At 61.2% G+C, this 18274-nt stretch carries 9 protein-coding genes; 1 reads left to right on the forward strand and 8 read right to left on the reverse strand.

The features are described 5' to 3' along the window. Positions 1 to 52 precede the first annotated feature (52 nt). Positions 53 to 2107, reverse strand: coding sequence for an FAD-dependent oxidoreductase (locus tag HMPREF9695_RS11735; RefSeq protein WP_006021076.1), 2055 nt, complete (start codon positions 2105 to 2107; stop codon positions 53 to 55). A 679-nt stretch (positions 2108 to 2786) separates the two neighbouring features. Here HMPREF9695_RS11735 and HMPREF9695_RS25750 point away from each other — a divergent pair. Then, a protein-coding gene (locus HMPREF9695_RS25750; protein ID WP_085947356.1) for an IS3 family transposase occupies positions 2787 to 3928 on the forward strand; the annotation gives its coding sequence in 2 pieces (ribosomal slippage) (positions 2787 to 3051 and positions 3051 to 3928; 1143 coding nt in all). A 17-nt stretch (positions 3929 to 3945) separates the two neighbouring features. Here the strand turns inward: HMPREF9695_RS25750 and HMPREF9695_RS11750 are convergent. The 7 genes from HMPREF9695_RS11750 to HMPREF9695_RS11780 form a co-directional block, all read right to left on the reverse strand. After that, positions 3946 to 4782 carry a hypothetical protein gene (locus HMPREF9695_RS11750; RefSeq protein WP_006021077.1) on the reverse strand — a complete coding sequence of 279 codons (837 nt, stop codon included), beginning with the start codon at positions 4780 to 4782 and terminating at the stop codon, positions 3946 to 3948. Between the two features lie 198 nt (positions 4783 to 4980). Next, entirely contained in the window at positions 4981 to 9180 is a 4200-nt protein-coding gene (gene rpoC / locus HMPREF9695_RS11755; RefSeq protein ID WP_006021078.1) for a DNA-directed RNA polymerase subunit beta', read from the reverse strand. 126 nt (positions 9181 to 9306) lie between these two features. Then, the gene (gene rpoB / locus HMPREF9695_RS11760) at positions 9307 to 13425 is read right to left on the reverse strand and encodes a DNA-directed RNA polymerase subunit beta (protein ID WP_006021079.1); all 4119 of its coding nucleotides are present in this window, start codon (positions 13423 to 13425) and stop codon (positions 9307 to 9309) included. A 405-nt stretch (positions 13426 to 13830) separates the two neighbouring features. After that, entirely contained in the window at positions 13831 to 14208 is a 378-nt protein-coding gene (rplL, locus tag HMPREF9695_RS11765; RefSeq protein ID WP_006021080.1) for a 50S ribosomal protein L7/L12, read from the reverse strand. 52 nt (positions 14209 to 14260) lie between these two features. Further along, a complete protein-coding gene (gene rplJ, locus HMPREF9695_RS11770) occupies positions 14261 to 14779 on the reverse strand; it encodes a 50S ribosomal protein L10 (protein WP_006021081.1) in 519 nt (172 codons plus the stop codon). A 620-nt stretch (positions 14780 to 15399) separates the two neighbouring features. Beyond that, a complete protein-coding gene (locus tag HMPREF9695_RS11775) occupies positions 15400 to 16086 on the reverse strand; it encodes a hypothetical protein (protein ID WP_006021082.1) in 687 nt (228 codons plus the stop codon). After that, positions 16083 to 18272 (reverse strand): xanthine dehydrogenase family protein molybdopterin-binding subunit, encoded by a 2190-nt coding sequence (locus tag HMPREF9695_RS11780; RefSeq protein ID WP_006021083.1) that lies wholly within the window; start codon positions 18270 to 18272, stop codon positions 16083 to 16085. The genes HMPREF9695_RS11775 and HMPREF9695_RS11780 overlap by 4 nt, the downstream gene beginning before the upstream one ends. Positions 18273 to 18274: the final 2 nt, after the last annotated feature.

Consider the following 18274-nt stretch of genomic DNA (forward strand, 5'->3'; position numbering starts at 1 on the left):
CGGCCGCAATCACTTGCCGCAGCGGCCGGATGGCCGGTGCACCCTTAAGCGATTAGTCGTCGTCGGCAATCTTGTCAAAGAACGAATAACGCAGGCTGTCTGCGTCGGCGTACCAGTCGCCCGGCCCCTTGTTCGCCGCGAGCGTCGCGTCCCAAACCGCGTCGGTGGTATCGCGGCGATGCATGGACAGGTCGAAACCGTTGCCGAAGAACAATTCGGACCATTCCCACCAGGTGCCCAGTTTTTTGACACCGCGCAGCAGGTCGTAGCGGTCGATCAGGGCCGGCGCCATGTCGCTGGTGATCGATCCGAACACGAAACCAGTCTTCACCACGCGATTGAGTTCGCGGACGGCGCGCGTCACCTGCTTGGGCGAGATATGACAGAGGCTGGTTTCGAAAACGAAATCGAACTCCTCGGCCTTGAACGGCAGCTTGGTAAGCGAACCGAGCTTGTTGTACTTGCGCAGCGCCTTCGGCGTCTTGCCGTGAATGTAGCGGTTGTTCTCGATACCCCAGGCATCGATGCCGCGTTCGCGCAGCGCACCGACCAGTTCGCCGCTCGCCGAACCGGCAACCAGCAGCTTGTAGCCCTTGGCCCGGTTCCAGACGATCTTGATGAGGTTCATCAGATAGTCCGGATCGGTAAACTGGTTCCAGACCTCGCCGTAAGGGCCGGTGTTGCGGTAGTTGTCGAAATAGGCGCGATCGATCTTGTCGGACGGCACGTTGCCGCTCTCGCCGCGCTCATAACGCAGCTTGATCATCTGCGTCAGGATGATGTCGGTCGCGGCATCCGAGGAATCCAGCAGGCCGTTCAGCGTCGAGTCGAACAGATAGTCGCCGACCACGACCAAACCAGGATGGTCCGTCGGCTCGGGATGGTGATTGGTCATCACGTCGCGCGCAGGCAATCCGCCCGGAATGCAGTTCACCGACGACAGCCAGCGATGAGTCTTGCCTTCGAGGAAATGCGCGCGGGCGTCGCCGAAGGATTTCGGCAGCGACTTGATTGCCGCGTCGATCAGCTCCTTGTCGCTGAGATTGGCGAATGCCAGCGCATCGGAGCCCGGGATCAGCCAGTTCAGCACGCCGTGGCGGCCGACATCGTGCCGCGCACCTTCGACGTAAACGCAGCAGCCGCCGAAAGCCTCGGACATCCACCACGCGCCCGGAACCTTGTCGCCCCAGAACGGCTCGTCGAACAGGATCGAGACGCGCAGATAGTGAGCCGGACGATCGAAATAGGCGATGTGCTTGATCATCGAATGGCGCAGCAATTCGCCGTCCCAGTTCATCGTCGTCAGCCACGAATGCGGCAGGCACATCACGACGAGATCGTGCTCCTTGGTGATCGGCCCCTTGCCGTTCATCATGTTGATGGCGTAGCGCCCGGAATCCGCCTTGCCGACCTTCAGAACCCGATGGTTCAACTGGATGTCGGCCTCGATTTCACTTCGCAGGCTGTGGATGAGCTGCTCGTTGCCGTTCTGGATCGAGTAGAGGCCAATGTAGCCGTCCACATCCATCACGAAGTTCTTCAGCGCGTTGAGCCCGTTGGTGTTGTGCGGCTCGGTGGCAATGTCCGACCGCGCCATCACTTTCAGGAAGCGCTTGGCGACCGGATCGGCGACTTCGCGGTCCAGCAGTTCCTCGGCGCTCATGTAGGCCCAGGGATGCTCGTTGTCGTGTGCGCCGACGCCCTCATAGTATTCGGTGGGCGACACCATCTTGGCGCAGAGCTTGCGGAAATCCTCGATCGCCTTGGCGGTCTGCGCGCCGTACTTGCGGCGCATGCCGGGCACGTCGTCCAGCAATTCGCCGTCAAGCTGCACCTGCTCGGCGTCCATCGGGATGGTCTGCAGGCCGAAATGCTGGATCAGCTCCCGCAGCGGATCAGGACCCGTCATCGAGTAGTCATAGATCTCGGCGACGCCCGCCTCGTACATCGCCGGCGCGGTGTCGAATTGCTTGGTCAGGATCTTACCGCCGACGCGGTCGGACGCCTCGTAGATCGTGACGCGGCAAAGCGCCCCAAGTTTCTTCTTGAGGTACCAGGCGCTCATCAGGCCACCCGGCCCACCGCCTACAATCGCAAGATCGAGCATGTCGTCCTTCGCCCCCTGCCGGGCACCCGTTCGGGTTTAAGCCGGTCTAACTCATCTTAAACAAATGCGTTTTTCATCTGAAGGGAAGATGAACAAAGCGCGATCCGACGCGAAAAAGGCTGAAGGTGCCTAAAAGAACAGCGTTTTTGCGGTTTTGATCGGCCTGGCGGGGAGCGAGGGCAGCCAGAGCGCTGGCATCCGCGGCACCGGCAGCACCCGCCCGGGAGGGGGCTCGCGGGGTGGCGTAACCTCATGCCGGAAAAGAAATAGGCCGGCTCGCGCCGGCCCGTGGAGGTGTTCCTCAGTATTCCGAGCCACGAACATCAAAATAATCACCGCAAGGCGATCATGTCCTATGGCTTCAAACTATCGCCAGTTTCTATAGCCCTGCCCTAATCGCATGCGCATCTTCGTTGGTCACATAATAGCCATACAGTAAGACGGTCACGGGACGATACATCCCCCAAATGGGTCAAAGCCGTAAGAGGTATTGTTCAGGATAAACATCAGGTCGAGGGATGGGTCCCTACTCTATTTGATGACCAGCCGCGCCATCATCGCCGCAAGCTCGCTCTGGCGCGACACGCCGACCTTGGAAAAGACCCGCTTCAGAACCGTGATCTGCCCCCTTTGAAGTGGTCCTCCCTGAAGTATGATTTTCGGATGGAGGATAAGATCAATGGCAAGGAAGAGGCATACGGCTGAAGAGATCGTTGCGAAGCTGCGGCAGGTTGATGTGCTGATGGCACAGGGCCGGCAGGTAGCAGACGCAGTCCGAGCGATAGGCGTGACGGAAGTAACGTACTATCGATGGCGAAACGAGTACGGTGGCCTGAAGGGCGATCAGGTGAAGCGACTCAAAGAGCTGGAGACTGAGAACAATCGTCTCCGGCGAGCGGTGTCGGATCTGACGCTGGACAAGCTGATCCTGGCGGAGGCCGCAAAGGGAAACTTCTAAGCCCCTCCCGACGCCGTGCTTGCGTCGATCATGTAACAGCCGAGCTTGGCATCTCCGAGAGACGGGCGTGCCGGGCTTTGGGTCAACACCGATCGACGCAGCGCAAGACTCCAACGACACCCGATGACGAGGCGGCTTTGACTGCCGACATCATCGAGCTTGCCCGCCAATATGGCCGCTACGGATATCGCCGAATTACGGCGTTGCTTCGCAGAGCCGGCTGGATGGTGAACAAGAAGCGTGTTGAGCGGATCTGGCGATGCGAGGGGCTGAAGGTCCCCCTAAAACAACCTAAACGCGGGCGTCTCTGGTTCAACGACGGCTCATGCATCCGTCTGCGGCCGGAGCGACCCAACCATGTCTGGTCCTATGACTTCGTCGCCGACCGCACCCACGACGGCAAGGCGTTCCGGATGTTGTGCATCATCGACGAGTTCAGCCGTGAGAGCCTGGCCATCCGTGTCGCGCGGAAGCTCAAAGCAACTGACGTCATCGAAGCGCTCTGCGAGCTGTTCGTCTCGCGGGGCATCCCTGCGCACATACGTTCGGACAATGGCCCTGAGTTCGTCGCCGAGGCGCTGCGGGATTGGATCGCCACCGTCGGAGCCAGGACTGCTTACATCGAGCCGGGCAGTCCGTGGGAGAATGGCTATTGCGAGAGCTTCAACGGCAAGCTGCGCGATGAACTGCTCAACGGCGAAATCTTCTACACATTGAAGGAGGCCCAGATCGTGATCGAAAACTGGCGACGTCACTACAACACGGTGCGTCCACACTCATCGCTTGGATATCGACCACCGGCACCCGAAGCCATCGTCTGGCCAGCACCAAAGGAGGTAGTCAAAATGCAATCCCTAAACTAACATTCCGATCGGACCACTCAGTGGGGGCCGGTCAGCAGCACATACAGCGCCAACGGTCGGTTGGCGTTCTGCCTATGCACAAGGATCGGTTTGGTTTCCTGGGACAGGATAATCCGGTTGCCATCGAGGGCATTCCGGATCGCGGTCACCGCCTCCCCGCTCGCGGCGGGATTTGAAATCACCAGGCGATCGTTCACGATATTCAATCCATCGCCGAGAAGCGCCTGGGCGGCCGCATTGGAGGACACCACACGGCCCATCGCATCCAGCGCGAACACGCCGATTCCGATCCGGGCCATCGCGATGCCCATGCCTGCGTTGACGGACTGGGCGTCCATCAGGTGGATGCTCAGACGCAGCGATGTTTCGACATGCGGAGCAAGCCGCTCCAGAATCTGCAACTCGTCTTCCGAATATTCCGGTCGGCCGATCGCACGCTGCACGCTCAACGCGACTTCAATATGCGGGTCCGGGGAGACGGTCGCCGCCGCGAAATATTTGAGGCCATGCCGCCGCAGCAAATCGTTGTAGAACGGGTCGGTCTCCATTTCCTCAGGCGTCAGAAGATCACGATCCGTAATGATATCCCGCTTGAAGAAATAGCCGCGTTCGCGCGCCCGGATGGCCCGGATGTCGCGGTCGCTCCAGCTCTGGGCGTATTCGGCGCACACTTCCCTTAGCGATGGAGATTCGATGACGCCAAAACTGCCGTCGTCGCGGCCGTAAATAAGGATCGCCCCGACATCGTCGAAGCATTTCGTGACGATCTCGAGCGTTGACGGCCATCGCGATGGATCCACCGCGGACGCATAGATAGCTTCAATCGCCGCAATCAGACGGTCAGGCTGCTGCAAAACAGGCCTCGCAATGGGATCAGGCGTAAGGCGCCAAATAAAGAACTATAAAAATAACATGGTGTTCCCGCCGCCTGTGTGAGGAGGATCACATAAGCGTAAACACGGGGGGCCGCTGAAAAGTCCGCCACCGTAACAAAAAGGCCGCCCTTTCGGGGCGGCCTTTTCATCATATGACATATGTCATTTGCTGCGGAATTACTCCGCCGGCGGCAGAGCCAGCGGTTCCGCTTCCGGAGCAGCCGGGGTGATCGCCGCCTGCTTCTCGCGTTCGTCGAGGATCAGCTTGTCGCGCTTGGCTGCGACTTCGCGGATCTTCGCCATCGAGGCGCCGGTACCGGCCGGGATCAGGCGGCCGACAATGACGTTCTCCTTGAGGCCTTCCAGCGGGTCCACCTTGCCGTTGACGGCAGCTTCGGTGAGCACGCGCGTGGTCTCCTGGAACGACGCCGCCGAGAAGAACGACCGCGTCTGCAGGCTGGCCTTGGTGATGCCGAGCAGCACCGGGGTACCGGTCGCGGGCTTCTTGCCCTCTTCCTTCGCCTTGGCGTTGAGCGCGTCGAACTCGATCTTGTCGACCTGCTCGCCCGAGATCATGTCGGTCTCGCCCTGATCGGTGATCTCGACCTTCTGCAGCATCTGACGGACAATCACTTCGATGTGCTTGTCGTTGATGAGCACGCCCTGGAGCCGGTAAACTTCCTGGATTTCGTTGACCAGATAGGCAGCGAGTTCCTCGATGCCCTTGATCGCCAGGATGTCGTGCGGCGCCGGATTGCCTTCGACGATGAAATCGCCCTTTTCGACGATGTCGCCGTCCTGCAGATGGATGTGCTTGCCCTTCGGAATGAGGTACTCGCGGGTCTCCTCGTTCTTGTCGACAGGCTCGATCGAAATGCGGCGCTTGTTCTTGTAGTCGCGGCCGAAGCGGATCGTGCCGGCGATTTCCGCGATGATCGCGGCATCCTTCGGCTTACGGGCTTCGAACAGTTCCGCGACGCGCGGCAGACCGCCGGTGATGTCGCGGGTCTTGGCGCTTTCCGTCGAAACACGGGCAAGAATGTCGCCCGCCTTGACCTTGGCACCCACGTCAACCGACAGAATGCCATCCACCGAGAGCATGTAACGGGCGTCACCGCCGCGTGCCAGCTTCAGCACCTTGCCATCCTTGCCCTTGACCACGATGGCGGGACGAAGGTCCGCGCCACGGCCGGTCGTGCGCCAGTCGATAACCACGCGCTTTGCGATACCCGTGGATTCGTCGAGCGTTTCCGAGATCGACTGGCCTTCGACCAGATCCTCGAATCCGATCGTGCCTTCGACTTCGGTCAGAATGGGGCGTGAATACGGATCCCACTCCGCGATGCGCTGGCCGCGCTTGATCATATCGCCCTCTTCGACGCGCATGCGCGCGCCGTACTGGATGCGATGCGTCGCACGCTCGGTGCCGTCCGGATCGACCACGGCGACGACCATGTTGCGGACCATTGCAACATTGAAGCCTTCGCTGTTGGTCGCGATCGCCTTGTTCTTGATGACGATCTTGCCGTCGAAGTTCGACTCGATGAACGACTGCTCGTTGATCTGCGCCGCACCGCCGATGTGGAACGTGCGCATGGTGAGCTGCGTGCCGGGTTCACCAATGGACTGCGCGGCGATGACGCCGACAGCCTCGCCGTGGTTGACCGGCGTACCGCGGGCGAGATCGCGCCCGTAGCATTTGCCGCAGATGCCGTTGACCAGTTCGCAGGTCAGCGCCGAGCGGATCTTCACTTCCTGGATGCCAGCCTGCTGGATGGCGTCGACGTGAGTCTCCTCCATCAGCGTGCCGCGCTTGACGACGACCTTGTTGGTCGCCGGATCGCGCAGATCCTCGCCCGCGGTGCGGCCGAGAATACGCGACGCCAGCGAGGCCACGACCGTGCCCGCGTCGATGATGGCGCGCATTTTGATGCCGAGCTTGGTGCCGCAATCGTCCTGCGTGATGATGCAGTCCTGCGCCACGTCCACCAGACGACGGGTGAGATAGCCGGAGTTCGCGGTCTTCAACGCCGTATCCGCGAGGCCCTTACGGGCGCCGTGGGTGGAGTTGAAGTACTCCATAACCGTGAGGCCTTCCTTGAAGTTCGACACGATCGGCGTTTCGATGATCGAGCCGTCCGGCTTGGCCATCAGGCCGCGCATGCCGGCGAGCTGACGCATCTGGGCCGGCGAACCGCGCGCGCCCGAGTGAGCCATCATGTAGATCGAGTTGATCTGGGAATCTTCGCCCTTCGCGTTCTTCTTGACGGACGAAATTTCCTTCATCATCTGCTCGGCGATCTTCTCCGAGGCTTTCGCCCAGGCGTCGACCACCTTGTTGTACTTCTCGCCCTGAGTAATCAGGCCGTCGTTGTACTGCTGCTCGAAGTCCTTCGCCATCGTGCGGGTGTCGTCGACGATCTTCCACTTGCCGTGCGGCACGACCATGTCGTCCTTGCCGAACGAGATGCCCGCCTTGAAGGCGTTGTAGAAGCCGAGCGCCATGATGCGGTCGCAGAAGATCACCGTCTCCTTCTGACCGCAGTGACGGTACACCTGATCGATCACGCCGGAGATTTCGCGCTTCGTCATCAGCTTGTTGATGGTGTCGAAGGGCACCTTGCCGTGCTTCGGCAAAACCTGCCCGAGCATGACGCGGCCGGCGGTGGTGTCGTAGATCTTCGAGATCGTCTTGCCTTCCTCGTCGACCCCGGTCCACCGGTACTTGATCTTGGTGTGCAGGTGGATGACCTTCGAGAACAGCGCGTGCTCGATCTCCGCCATGTCGCGGTAGACCTTGCCCTCGCCCTGCAGGCCCTCACGCATGATCGAGAGGTAGTACAGGCCGAGCACGATGTCCTGCGACGGCACGATGATCGGCTGGCCGTTCGCCGGATGCAGGATGTTGTTGGTCGACATCATCAGCACGCGCGCTTCCAGCTGCGCTTCGAGCGACAGCGGGACGTGCACGGCCATCTGGTCGCCGTCGAAGTCAGCGTTGAAAGCGGCGCAAACCAGCGGATGAAGCTGGATCGCCTTGCCTTCGATCAGCACAGGCTCGAACGCCTGAATGCCGAGACGATGCAGCGTCGGAGCGCGGTTCAGCAGCACCGGATGCTCGCGAATAACCTCGTCGAGAATATCCCAGACCTCGGGACGCTCTTTTTCAACGAGCTTCTTCGCCTGCTTCACGGTGGTCGACAGGCCCTTGGCGTCGAGCCGCGAGTAGATGAACGGCTTGAACAGCTCGAGCGCCATCTTCTTCGGCAGGCCGCACTGATGCAGGCGCAGTTCCGGACCGACCACGATGACCGAACGGCCGGAGTAGTCGACACGCTTGCCGAGCAGGTTCTGACGGAAGCGGCCCTGCTTGCCCTTGAGCATGTCGGCGAGCGACTTCAGCGGACGCTTGTTGGCGCCGGTGATGACGCGGCCGCGGCGGCCGTTGTCGAACAGTGCGTCGACGGCTTCCTGCAACATGCGCTTTTCGTTGCGGATGATGATGTCCGGCGCGCGCAGCTCCATCAGCCGCTTCAGGCGGTTGTTGCGGTTGATGACGCGGCGATACAGGTCGTTCAGGTCGGAGGTCGCGAAGCGGCCGCCATCGAGCGGCACCAGCGGACGCAGGTCCGGCGGAATCACCGGCACCACCGTCATGATCATCCACTCCGGCTTGTTGCCGGACACGCGGAAGGCTTCGACGATCTTCAGGCGCTTGGCGAGCTTCTTGTGCTTGATGTCGGACTCGGTCTCGGCCATCTCCGCGCGAAGCTGGCCATCGAGCTTCTCAAGCTCGAGACCCTTCAGCAGTTCGCGGATCGCTTCCGCGCCGATCATGGCGGTGAAGCTGTCCTGGCCGTACTCGTCCTGAGCACGGAGATATTCTTCTTCAGACAGCAGCTGACGGTCCTTGAGCGCGGTCAGACCCGGCTCGAGAACGACGTAGTATTCGAAGTACAGAATGCGCTCGAGGTCTTTCAGCGTCATATCGAGCAACTGGCCGATGCGCGACGGCAGCGACTTCAGGAACCAGATGTGCGCAACCGGAGCAGCCAGCTCGATGTGACCCATACGCTCGCGTCGGACGCGTGACAGCGTCACTTCGACCGAGCACTTCTCGCAGATGATGCCCTTGTACTTCATGCGCTTGTACTTGCCGCAAAGACACTCATAGTCCTTGATCGGCCCGAAGATGCGCGCGCAGAACAGGCCGTCACGCTCGGGCTTGAACGTGCGGTAGTTGATGGTTTCCGGCTTCTTGATCTCGCCGTAGGACCACGACAGAATCTTCTCAGGCGATGCGATCGAAATCCGGATCTGGTCGAAGACCTGGGCCGGAGTCGTCGGATTGAAGAGATTCATAATTTCTTGGTTCATCGTCTTCTCCTCGCGTGCCGATCGTCATCGGCAGCAAATTCGAAACTTGTCAGTCGTCTCGCGCCCTGCCCGACGTTCAGACAAGGCGCGGATGCCCGGCTGCATGAGCCGGGCATGAAATCTTGATTACTCGGCCGCTTCGGACGTCGGCGTCGGACCCAGCTTGGAATTGTGCAGGTCGACGTTGAGGCCGAGCGAGCGCATTTCCTTGACGAGCACGTTGAACGATTCCGGGATACCCGCTTCGAACGTGTCGTCGCCGCGCACGATGGCCTCGTACACCTTGGTACGGCCGGCCACGTCGTCCGACTTCACGGTCAGCATTTCCTGGAGCGTGTACGCCGCGCCGTAAGCCTCGAGCGCCCACACTTCCATTTCGCCGAAACGCTGGCCGCCGAACTGCGCCTTGCCACCCAGCGGCTGCTGGGTCACGAGCGAGTAAGGACCGATCGAACGCGCGTGGATCTTGTCGTCCACGAGATGGTGCAGCTTGAGCATATAGATGTAGCCCACCGTCACGTTGCGATCGAACTGGTCGCCGGTGCGTCCATCGTACACGACCGACTGGCCGGACTTATTCATCCCGGCGAGCTCGAGCATGTCCTCGATGTCCTTCTCCTTGGCGCCATCGAACACCGGCGTCGCGATCGGCACGCCGGGCTTGAGGTTACGCGCCAGTTCGAGCAGTTCGGAGTCGTTCAGCGACTTGATGGTCTCGTCGTCGCCGTAGACCTTCTTCAGGGTCTCCTTGAGCGGCTTGAGATCCTGCTTCGACCAGTAGGCCTCCGCAGCCTGCCCGATCCGCTTGCCGAGGCCCGCACAGGCCCAGCCAAGATGCGTTTCGAGAATCTGGCCGACGTTCATGCGCGAAGGCACGCCGAGCGGATTGAGCACGATGTCGGCATGCGTTCCGTCTTCAAGGAACGGCATGTCTTCGATCGGCACGATCTTCGACACCACGCCCTTGTTGCCGTGACGTCCCGCCATCTTGTCGCCGGGCTGAATCTTGCGCTTCACCGCGACGAAGACCTTGACCATCTTCATCACGCCGGGCGGCAATTCGTCGCCACGCTGAAGCTTCTCGACCTTGTCGAGGAAGCGCTGTTCAAGGCCCTTCTTCGATTCGTCGTACTGCTTCCGCATGGCTTCGATTTCAGCCATCAGCTTGTCGTTCGGCGAGGCGAACTGCCACCACTGCGACTTCGGATACTCCTCGAGCACCGCACGGGTGATCTTGGTGTCCTTCTTGAAGCCCTTCGGGCCAGCAATGCCCTGGCGGTTTTCAAGCAGGTCAGCGAGGCGGCCGAAAACGTTACGGTCGAGAATCGCCTGTTCGTCGTCGCGGTCCTTGGCAAGACGCTCGATCTCTTCCCGCTCGATCGCCAGCGCACGTTCGTCCTTGTCGACGCCGTGGCGGTTGAACACGCGGACTTCCACGATCGTGCCCTGCACGCCCGGAGGCACGCGCAGCGAGGTATCGCGAACGTCGGAGGCCTTTTCACCGAAGATGGCACGCAGAAGCTTTTCTTCCGGCGTCATCGGGCTTTCGCCCTTCGGGGTGATCTTGCCGCACAGGATGTCGCCGGCGCGGACTTCCGCGCCGATGTACACGATGCCGGCTTCGTCGAGGTTCTTCAGCGCTTCTTCCGAGACGTTCGGAATGTCGCGCGTGATTTCCTCAGGACCGAGCTTGGTGTCGCGGGCCATGACTTCGAATTCCTCGATGTGGATCGAGGTGAAGACGTCGTCCTTCACGATCCGCTCGGAAAGCAGGATCGAATCTTCGAAGTTGTAGCCGTTCCACGGCATGAACGCGACGAGCACGTTGCGGCCGAGCGCGAGTTCGCCGAGATCGGTCGACGGACCGTCAGCGATGATGTCGCCCTTGCGCACCTGGTCGCCCACCTTCACCAGCGGACGCTGGTTGATGCAGGTCGACTGGTTCGAGCGCTGGTACTTCATCAGACGGTAGATATCGACGCCCGACTTGGTCGGGTCGAGATCTTCCGTCGCGCGGATAACGATACGCGTCGCGTCGATCTGGTCGATCACGCCGGTGCGGCGTGCGGCGATCGCAGCACCCGAGTCACGGGCCACGACGCCTTCCATGCCGGTGCCGACGAACGGCGCTTCGGCGCGCACCAGAGGCACGGCCTGACGTTGCATGTTCGAGCCCATCAGCGCGCGGTTGGCGTCGTCGTTCTCGAGGAACGGGATCAGCGCCGCGGCGACCGAAACGAGCTGCTTCGGCGACACGTCCATGTAGTCGACCTTGTCCGGCGTGATCTGCAGAACTTCGCCGGCGTGGCGGCAGATCACCAGATCGTCGGTGAAGCGGCCCTTGTTATCGAGCGGCACGTTCGCCTGAGCGACGCGGTAGCGGCCCTCTTCCATCGCGGAGAGATAGACCACGTCGTCGGTCACGCGGCCGTCCTTGACCTTGCGGTAAGGCGTTTCCACGAAGCCGTACTTGTTCACGCGCGCGAAGGTCGCGAGCGAGTTGATCAGACCGATGTTCGGGCCTTCCGGCGTCTCGATCGGGCAGATACGGCCGTAGTGCGTCGGATGCACGTCGCGGACCTCGAAGCCCGCGCGTTCGCGCGTCAGACCGCCCGGTCCAAGCGCCGAGAGACGGCGCTTGTGGGTGATTTCCGACAGCGGGTTGGTCTGGTCCATGAACTGCGAGAGCTGCGACGAGCCGAAGAACTCGCGCACGGCGGCAGCTGCAGGCTTCGCGTTGATCAGGTCCTGCGGCATGACGGTGTCGATATCGACCGACGACATGCGCTCCTTGATCGCGCGCTCCATGCGCAGCAAACCGATGCGGTACTGGTTCTCCATCAGCTCGCCGACCGAACGCACGCGGCGGTTGCCGAGGTGATCGATGTCGTCGATTTCGCCCTTGCCGTCGCGCAGGTCGACCAGCGTCTTGATGACGGCCAGGATGTCTTCCTTGCGCAGGGTGCGCATGGTGTCCGGCGCGTCGAGTTCGAGACGCATGTTCATCTTCACGCGGCCGACGGCCGACAGGTCGTAGCGCTCCGAGTCGAAGAACAGCGACTGGAACATGGCCTGCGCGGAGTCGAGCGTCGGCGGTTCACCCGGACGCATCACGCGATAGATGTCGAACAGCGCGTCTTCACGCGTCATGTTCTTGTCAGCGGCGAGCGTGTTGCGGATGTAGGGACCGATGTTGACATGGTCGATGTCGAGCAGCGGCAGTTCCTTGTAGCCCTGCTCGTTCAGCGCCTTCAGCAGCTTCTCGGTGATTTCCTCGCCCGCTTCGGCGTGGATTTCGCCGGTCTTCGGATTCACCAGATCCTCGGCCAGATACATGCCGACGAGTTCGTCGTCGGACAGGCGCAGCGCCTTGAGGCCCTTTTCCTGGAGCTGGCGCGCGGAACGCACGGTCAGCTTCTTGCCGGCTTCGAGCACGACCTTGCCGCTATCGGCGTCGATCAGGTCATTGATGGTCGAATAGCCGCGGAAACGGTCGGCAACGAACGGCACACGCCAGCCGTCCTTGATCCGCTTGTACTGGATCTTCTTGTAGAACGTGGACAGGATTTCCTCGCCGTCGAGACCGAGGGCGAACATCAGCGACGTCACCGGAATCTTGCGGCGACGGTCGATACGCGCGAACACGATGTCCTTGGCGTCGAACTCGATGTCGAGCCACGAACCGCGGTACGGAATGACGCGCGCGGCAAACAGCAGCTTGCCCGACGAATGGGTCTTGCCCTTGTCGTGATCGAAGAACACGCCCGGCGAGCGATGCATCTGCGAGACGATGACGCGCTCGGTGCCGTTGACGACGAAGGTGCCGTTCATCGTCATGAGCGGGATATCGCCCATGTAGACGTCCTGCTCCTTGATGTCCTTGACAGACTTGGCGCCGGTTTCTTCGTCAATATCGAACACGATGAGGCGCAGCGTCACCTTGAGCGGCGCAGCGAACGTCATGCCGCGCTGGCGGCACTCATCAACGTCATATTTCGGCTGTTCGAACTCGTAGCGGACGAATTCGAGCTGCGAGGTTCCCGAGAAATCGTTGATCGGGAACACCGAGCGGAAAACCGCCTGCAAGCCTTCGTCAAGCCGCCCGCCGGTAGGTTCGTCCACCATCAGGAACTGGTCGTAAGACGCCTTCTGAACCTCAATGAGGTTCGGCATCTCGGCAACTTCCTTGATGTGTCCGAAGAACTTGCGAACTCGCTTGCGACCGGTGAACGTCTGCTGCGCCATCGTGGCCTCTCATTTTTGCCGCCCTTGACTGGCGGCCGCTTCCGGAGTGCGATGGGCACCGCATCCGGGTTAAATTTCAAATCGCCCGGACAACTGTCCCGGCGTCACGGCATCCGAGCTTCAGGCGGCGGGCGATCCCGTTCCGAATCTCAAGACGCAAAATGACGCGCGGAGCGCTGGTGGCGCTCTGCCCGTCAAAACAACTCTACGGCCTGTTAAAGCCCGAAATATCTCGTCTCCCAACGTCCCGCCTTGAAATCGATCCGGGTTTCAAAGGGCGATCCGTCCTTTCGTGCCTCCGCCTATGTAGGCGGTCTTCGCGGCGATTCGAGGGGTCAATCATCGAACCGTCGCACATTAAAGTGTCCGGCCGGTCCCGAAGAACCGGCCGGGAAACATAACGACTTACTTGAGTTCGACCTTGGCGCCAGCCTTCTCGAGCTGAGCCTTGATCTTCTCGGCTTCGTCCTTGGCAACGCCGTCCTTGACGGGCTTCGGTGCGCCTTCGACGAGGTCCTTGGCTTCCTTGAGGCCCAGGCCGGTGATGGCGCGGACTTCCTTGATGACTTCGATCTTCTTGTCGCCAGCCGAAGCGAGAACAACCGAGAACTCGGTCTTCTCTTCAGCGGCAGCAGCACCGCCGCCGCCAGCGGCAGGAGCAGCCACCGCAACAGCGGCAGCAGCCGAAACGCCCCACTTCTCTTCGAGAAGCTTCGCGAGTTCAGCAGCCTCGAGAACCGTGAGGCTCGAGAGGTCGTCCACGATCTTTTGCAAATCAGCCATTTTAACTTTCCTTCAGCGTATCAGTTCGAACCAGTTGAGATGGAGAATGGCGTCACGCCGCTTCACCCTTCGAGGCATAGGCCTGAACCACGCGGGCCAGCTTCGCAGCAGGCGCGGTGGAGAGCTGAGCGATCTTGGTCGCCGGCGCCACAAGGAGGCCGAGGATTTTCGCGCGCAGTTCATCAAGCGACGGCAGGGAGGCAAGCGCCTTCACAGCGTCGGGATTCAGGACAGTCGTTCCCATCGCGCCGCCAAGGATGACGAACTTTTCGTTCGCCTTGGCGAATTCGATGGCAACCTTCGGTGCTGCTACCGGATCGTTTGAAGTCGCGATCACGGTCGGCCCCTTCAACAGGGAGCCGATGGAAACAACATCCGTGCCCTCAAGAGCAATTTTGGCGAGACGGTTCTTCGAGACCTTTACCGAGGCGCCAGCCTGCTTCATCTGCGTCCGCAGAGTCTGCATCTGGGCAACGGTCAGGCCGGAATAATGAGCAACGACCGCAACGCCCGTGGTCTTGAAGACCTCGTTCAGCGTTTCGACCGCCTCTTTTTTTGCCGCTCGTTCCACAGCAAGCTCTTTCCGGTTGGCGGTCCGCTTGAGACAGAACCGCCGGGTTGCACCGATCGTCCTGCCCGCTGGCCTCGAGACATTTCATCTCTCAACACGTCGGGCACGACGACATTTTGGAAGCCTGCCCTCTCGCCCTGGTCTGCCTTGCGGCTCACTGGAACGAGGTGTCGAGGTTCGAACCAAACCCGCAGCCACCGCCGAATCGGAGGTGGGTCACGAAATCCGGTTTTCACCCGTCTGTGCAGGAGATTAAGCGAAGCCGTTTCCACGAGGGATCAGGCAAGGCACCTGCAGTCTTGGACAGGATCGGAGCGTTCCCCGGGTTTGACACCAGAGATAGCCCCTGCCCATTTTCTTCTTTCAAAACAAAGGCTTTCCGTTCCTGTGAGCAATCCATGCGGAATGATCGACGAGGAATGGACTCCTATTGGTTTGATTTTCGGAAAACGAGCACGGACGCGCCAGCGATAGCCAGCACGCCCGGAAAGGAATGTTTAACGGGTCAGGAACGCGTTGCCAAGGGGATTCTGAGTTCCATAAGCATTTTTCGGGCCAGAAGCTGTCCGCCTGCCTCTGCTTCAGGCACCCTCAAAGCATAGCGGCAGGCGGACTGAACCTCAACCTCTTGTGTTCCCTACTATTTTCGGACATGCGCCACCTGCCGCGGCCCAGGCCTTGATGAGATCGCCGAATTCCTTCTGGGTTCCGGGTGCCGGGGTGCGATTGGCACCGGGTGCCCAGGCCCAGCCGACCAGACTGTCCTCGGCCATATGCTTCACAAGCGCGGCCATGTCCTTGCCGTCGTTGCGCTTCGGATCCTTGATCTGCTCGCAGATCTGGCCGAGCGATTTGCCCTGCCATGCCATCTCCAGCGGGGCGAGATGCCACTGCGGATGACCCGGTACACCGGCGGGATCGAAGTTGGTTTCGTGGTGACAGGTGTTGCAGGCGAGCCCCCCCGCCGCGCCCATGCCGCCTTCCCCGCGCACCACCAGCGGCTGATGCGGTCTCATCTTGTCGGTCTGCGTCGGGCGCTCCGTCGCAGGGTGACAGTTCATACAGCGCGGCGACATGATGACCTTGCCGGCCTCCTCGAACAGCGCGACCGCGCGCTCGTTCGGGTTCTTGATATCGCCAAACGCCGACACCGGTTTCAGCTTGACCGGATTGACCGGCGGCTCCATCGCCGCATCCGCCTCGCCGCGAAATGCGGGTCCCGCGAATGCAAGTAACGTCACGGCGAAGGCGCCCGCTCCAAGCGCCAAAACTCCTTGTCTAAGGACTCCTTGCCTGAGCAACTTCATGCCGATGCTCCCGGTACGATCGGCAACTGCCGGGGACGGGTTTGACCAAGTTTCGCCATGGCGTTGGCGACCGCAGGACCGATCGGCGGCACGCCGGGTTCACCGACGCCGCTCGGCTTCTCGTTCGACTTGATGATGGTGACCTCGATCGCAGGCATCTCGTTGATGCGAAGCGACCGGTAGGCATCGAAATTGCCCGGCACCACGCGGCCATCTTCCATCGGCACGTCGGCATAGAGGATATGACCGAGACCGAACCCGATGCCGCCTTCCATCTGCGCGCGGATGATGTCCGGATTGACGGCGACGCCGCAGTCCACCGCGCACCAGACCTTGTGGACCTTCGGACCTTCCGCTTCCATCGACAGTTCCACGATCTGCGCGACAAAGGTATTGAAGCTCTCAACCACCGCGACGCCGCGCGCGCGGCCGGGCTCAAGCTTCGCATTCTTCCAGTCCGCCAGCTCCGCGACCGCACGAAGCACGCCGGCATGGCGCGGCTTCTTGCTCATCAGTTCAAGCCGTCCCTCGACGGGATCCTTACCTGCCGCCTCGAGCAACTCGTCGACGAAGGCTTCGACCGCGTAACCTGTGTGGGTGTGCCCGACCGAACGCCACCACAGCACCGGCACGCCCACATCGATCTGGTGCAGGTCGCATTTGAAGTTGGCGACCTCGTACGGGATTTCGTTCGAGCCTTCATAGGCCGTCGAGTCGAGGCCATCCTTGAAGGTCATCGCCTCGAACGGCGATCCCTTCATAATGGACTGGCCGACGATGGTGTCGCTCCATGCCTGGATCTTCCCGTCGCGCACCACGCCGCGCATGCGATGCACGCTGAACGGACGATAATATCCGCCGCGCATATCGTCTTCGCGGGTCCAGACCAGCTTGATCGGCTTGCCAGGACCGATGGCCTTTGCCACCTCCGCGAGTTCAGCCGCGACATGCACCGTCTGCTGCGCCCGCCGCCCGAAACTGCCGCCCGCAAGAATGGTCTTGAGCGAGACCTTCTCCATCGGCACGCCAAGAATCTTCGCGATAGTTGCGTGATCCGGCGTCGGGAATTGGCTGCCATAGCGCGACGTCACCGTATCGCCCTGCCAGTGAATGAACGCATTCAGCGGCTCCATCGGCGCGTGGGCCAGATATGGAAACACGAATTCGGCTTCGATGACGCGGCCGCCCGGCTTGGCGGCTTCGGCTTCGAAATCACCCTCCGTCTTCACGGTCTTGCCCGGCGTCTTCGACAGATCGCGAAACTCGGTCAGCAGTTGCTGCGTGCCGCGCTTCTCGGCCTTGCTGTCGTCCCATGTGATCTTCAGAAGATCGCGCGCCGTCTTGGCCGGCCAGAAGCCCTTGGCATAAACCGCAACACCAGTCGGCACCTGCTTCACATCGACGACGCCGGACACGGCTTTCGCCGCCGTCGCGTCGAACGACGCAACCGTCGCGCCAAACTGCGGAGGACGCGCGATAACCGCAGTCAGCATGTCCGGCTCGTTGATATCGAGCGTGAACACTGCCGTGCCGTTCGACTTCTCGGCGCTGTCGAGGCGTTTGGTCGCGCCTTCCTTGCCGATGAATTTGAACTGCGACGGGTCCTTCAGTTTCGGATCGGCCGGCACCGGCATCTGGTTCGCCTTCTCGGCAAACGCGCCGAACCGGCCTTGCTTGCCCGACGGATGCTTGATCACGCCATTCTCGACCGTGATCTCGGCGGCGGGCACGTTCCATTCCTTGGCGGCCGCAGCCACCAGCATTTCGCGCGCTGCCGCGCCGACCTTGCGCATCTGCTCGTAGGAATTGGCGATGGCGCTTGAGCCACCGGTGCCTTGCACGCCGAACAGCAGGTTCTTGTAGAGAACCGGATTGGACGGCGCGTGATCGGCGCGCATCTGCGACCAGTCTGCGTCCAATTCCTCGGCGACCAGCGTCGCCATGCCGGTGAAAGGTCCCTGCCCGAACTCGATATGCTTGCAAAGCACCGTGACCGTGTCGTCGGGCTTGATGATCAGGAACGTATTCGGCGTGATGTTGACCTGTGCTGCGGCTGGCGCTTGCGCAAAGGCCTTGCCGCTCCTGGCGATATAAACGCCGATCGCGAGTCCCGCTCCCGCCTTCAGAAGCGAGCGGCGCGAGAGAGCGGATGCGCGGGTGACTGTGTTCTTGATGTGAACGTTCATGG

The organism is Afipia broomeae ATCC 49717 (assembly GCF_000314675.2).
In the GTDB taxonomy this organism is placed as follows: domain Bacteria; phylum Pseudomonadota; class Alphaproteobacteria; order Rhizobiales; family Xanthobacteraceae; genus Afipia; species Afipia broomeae.

What these genes read in the sequence shown, in the direction of transcription:
- rpoB (WP_006021079.1), bottom strand. Translation starts at nt 13,425, where the DNA reads ATGGCGCAGCAGACGTTCACCGGTCGCAAGCGAGTTCGCAAGTTCTTC.
- HMPREF9695_RS11780 (WP_006021083.1), bottom strand. Translation starts at nt 18,272, where the DNA reads ATGAACGTTCACATCAAGAACACAGTCACCCGCGCATCCGCTCTCTCG.
- rplL (WP_006021080.1), bottom strand. Translation starts at nt 14,208, where the DNA reads ATGGCTGATTTGCAAAAGATCGTGGACGACCTCTCGAGCCTCACGGTT.
- HMPREF9695_RS11775 (WP_006021082.1), bottom strand. Translation starts at nt 16,086, where the DNA reads ATGAAGTTGCTCAGGCAAGGAGTCCTTAGACAAGGAGTTTTGGCGCTT.
- rpoC (WP_006021078.1), bottom strand. Translation starts at nt 9,180, where the DNA reads ATGAACCAAGAAATTATGAATCTCTTCAATCCGACGACTCCGGCCCAG.
- HMPREF9695_RS11735 (WP_006021076.1), bottom strand. Translation starts at nt 2,107, where the DNA reads ATGCTCGATCTTGCGATTGTAGGCGGTGGGCCGGGTGGCCTGATGAGC.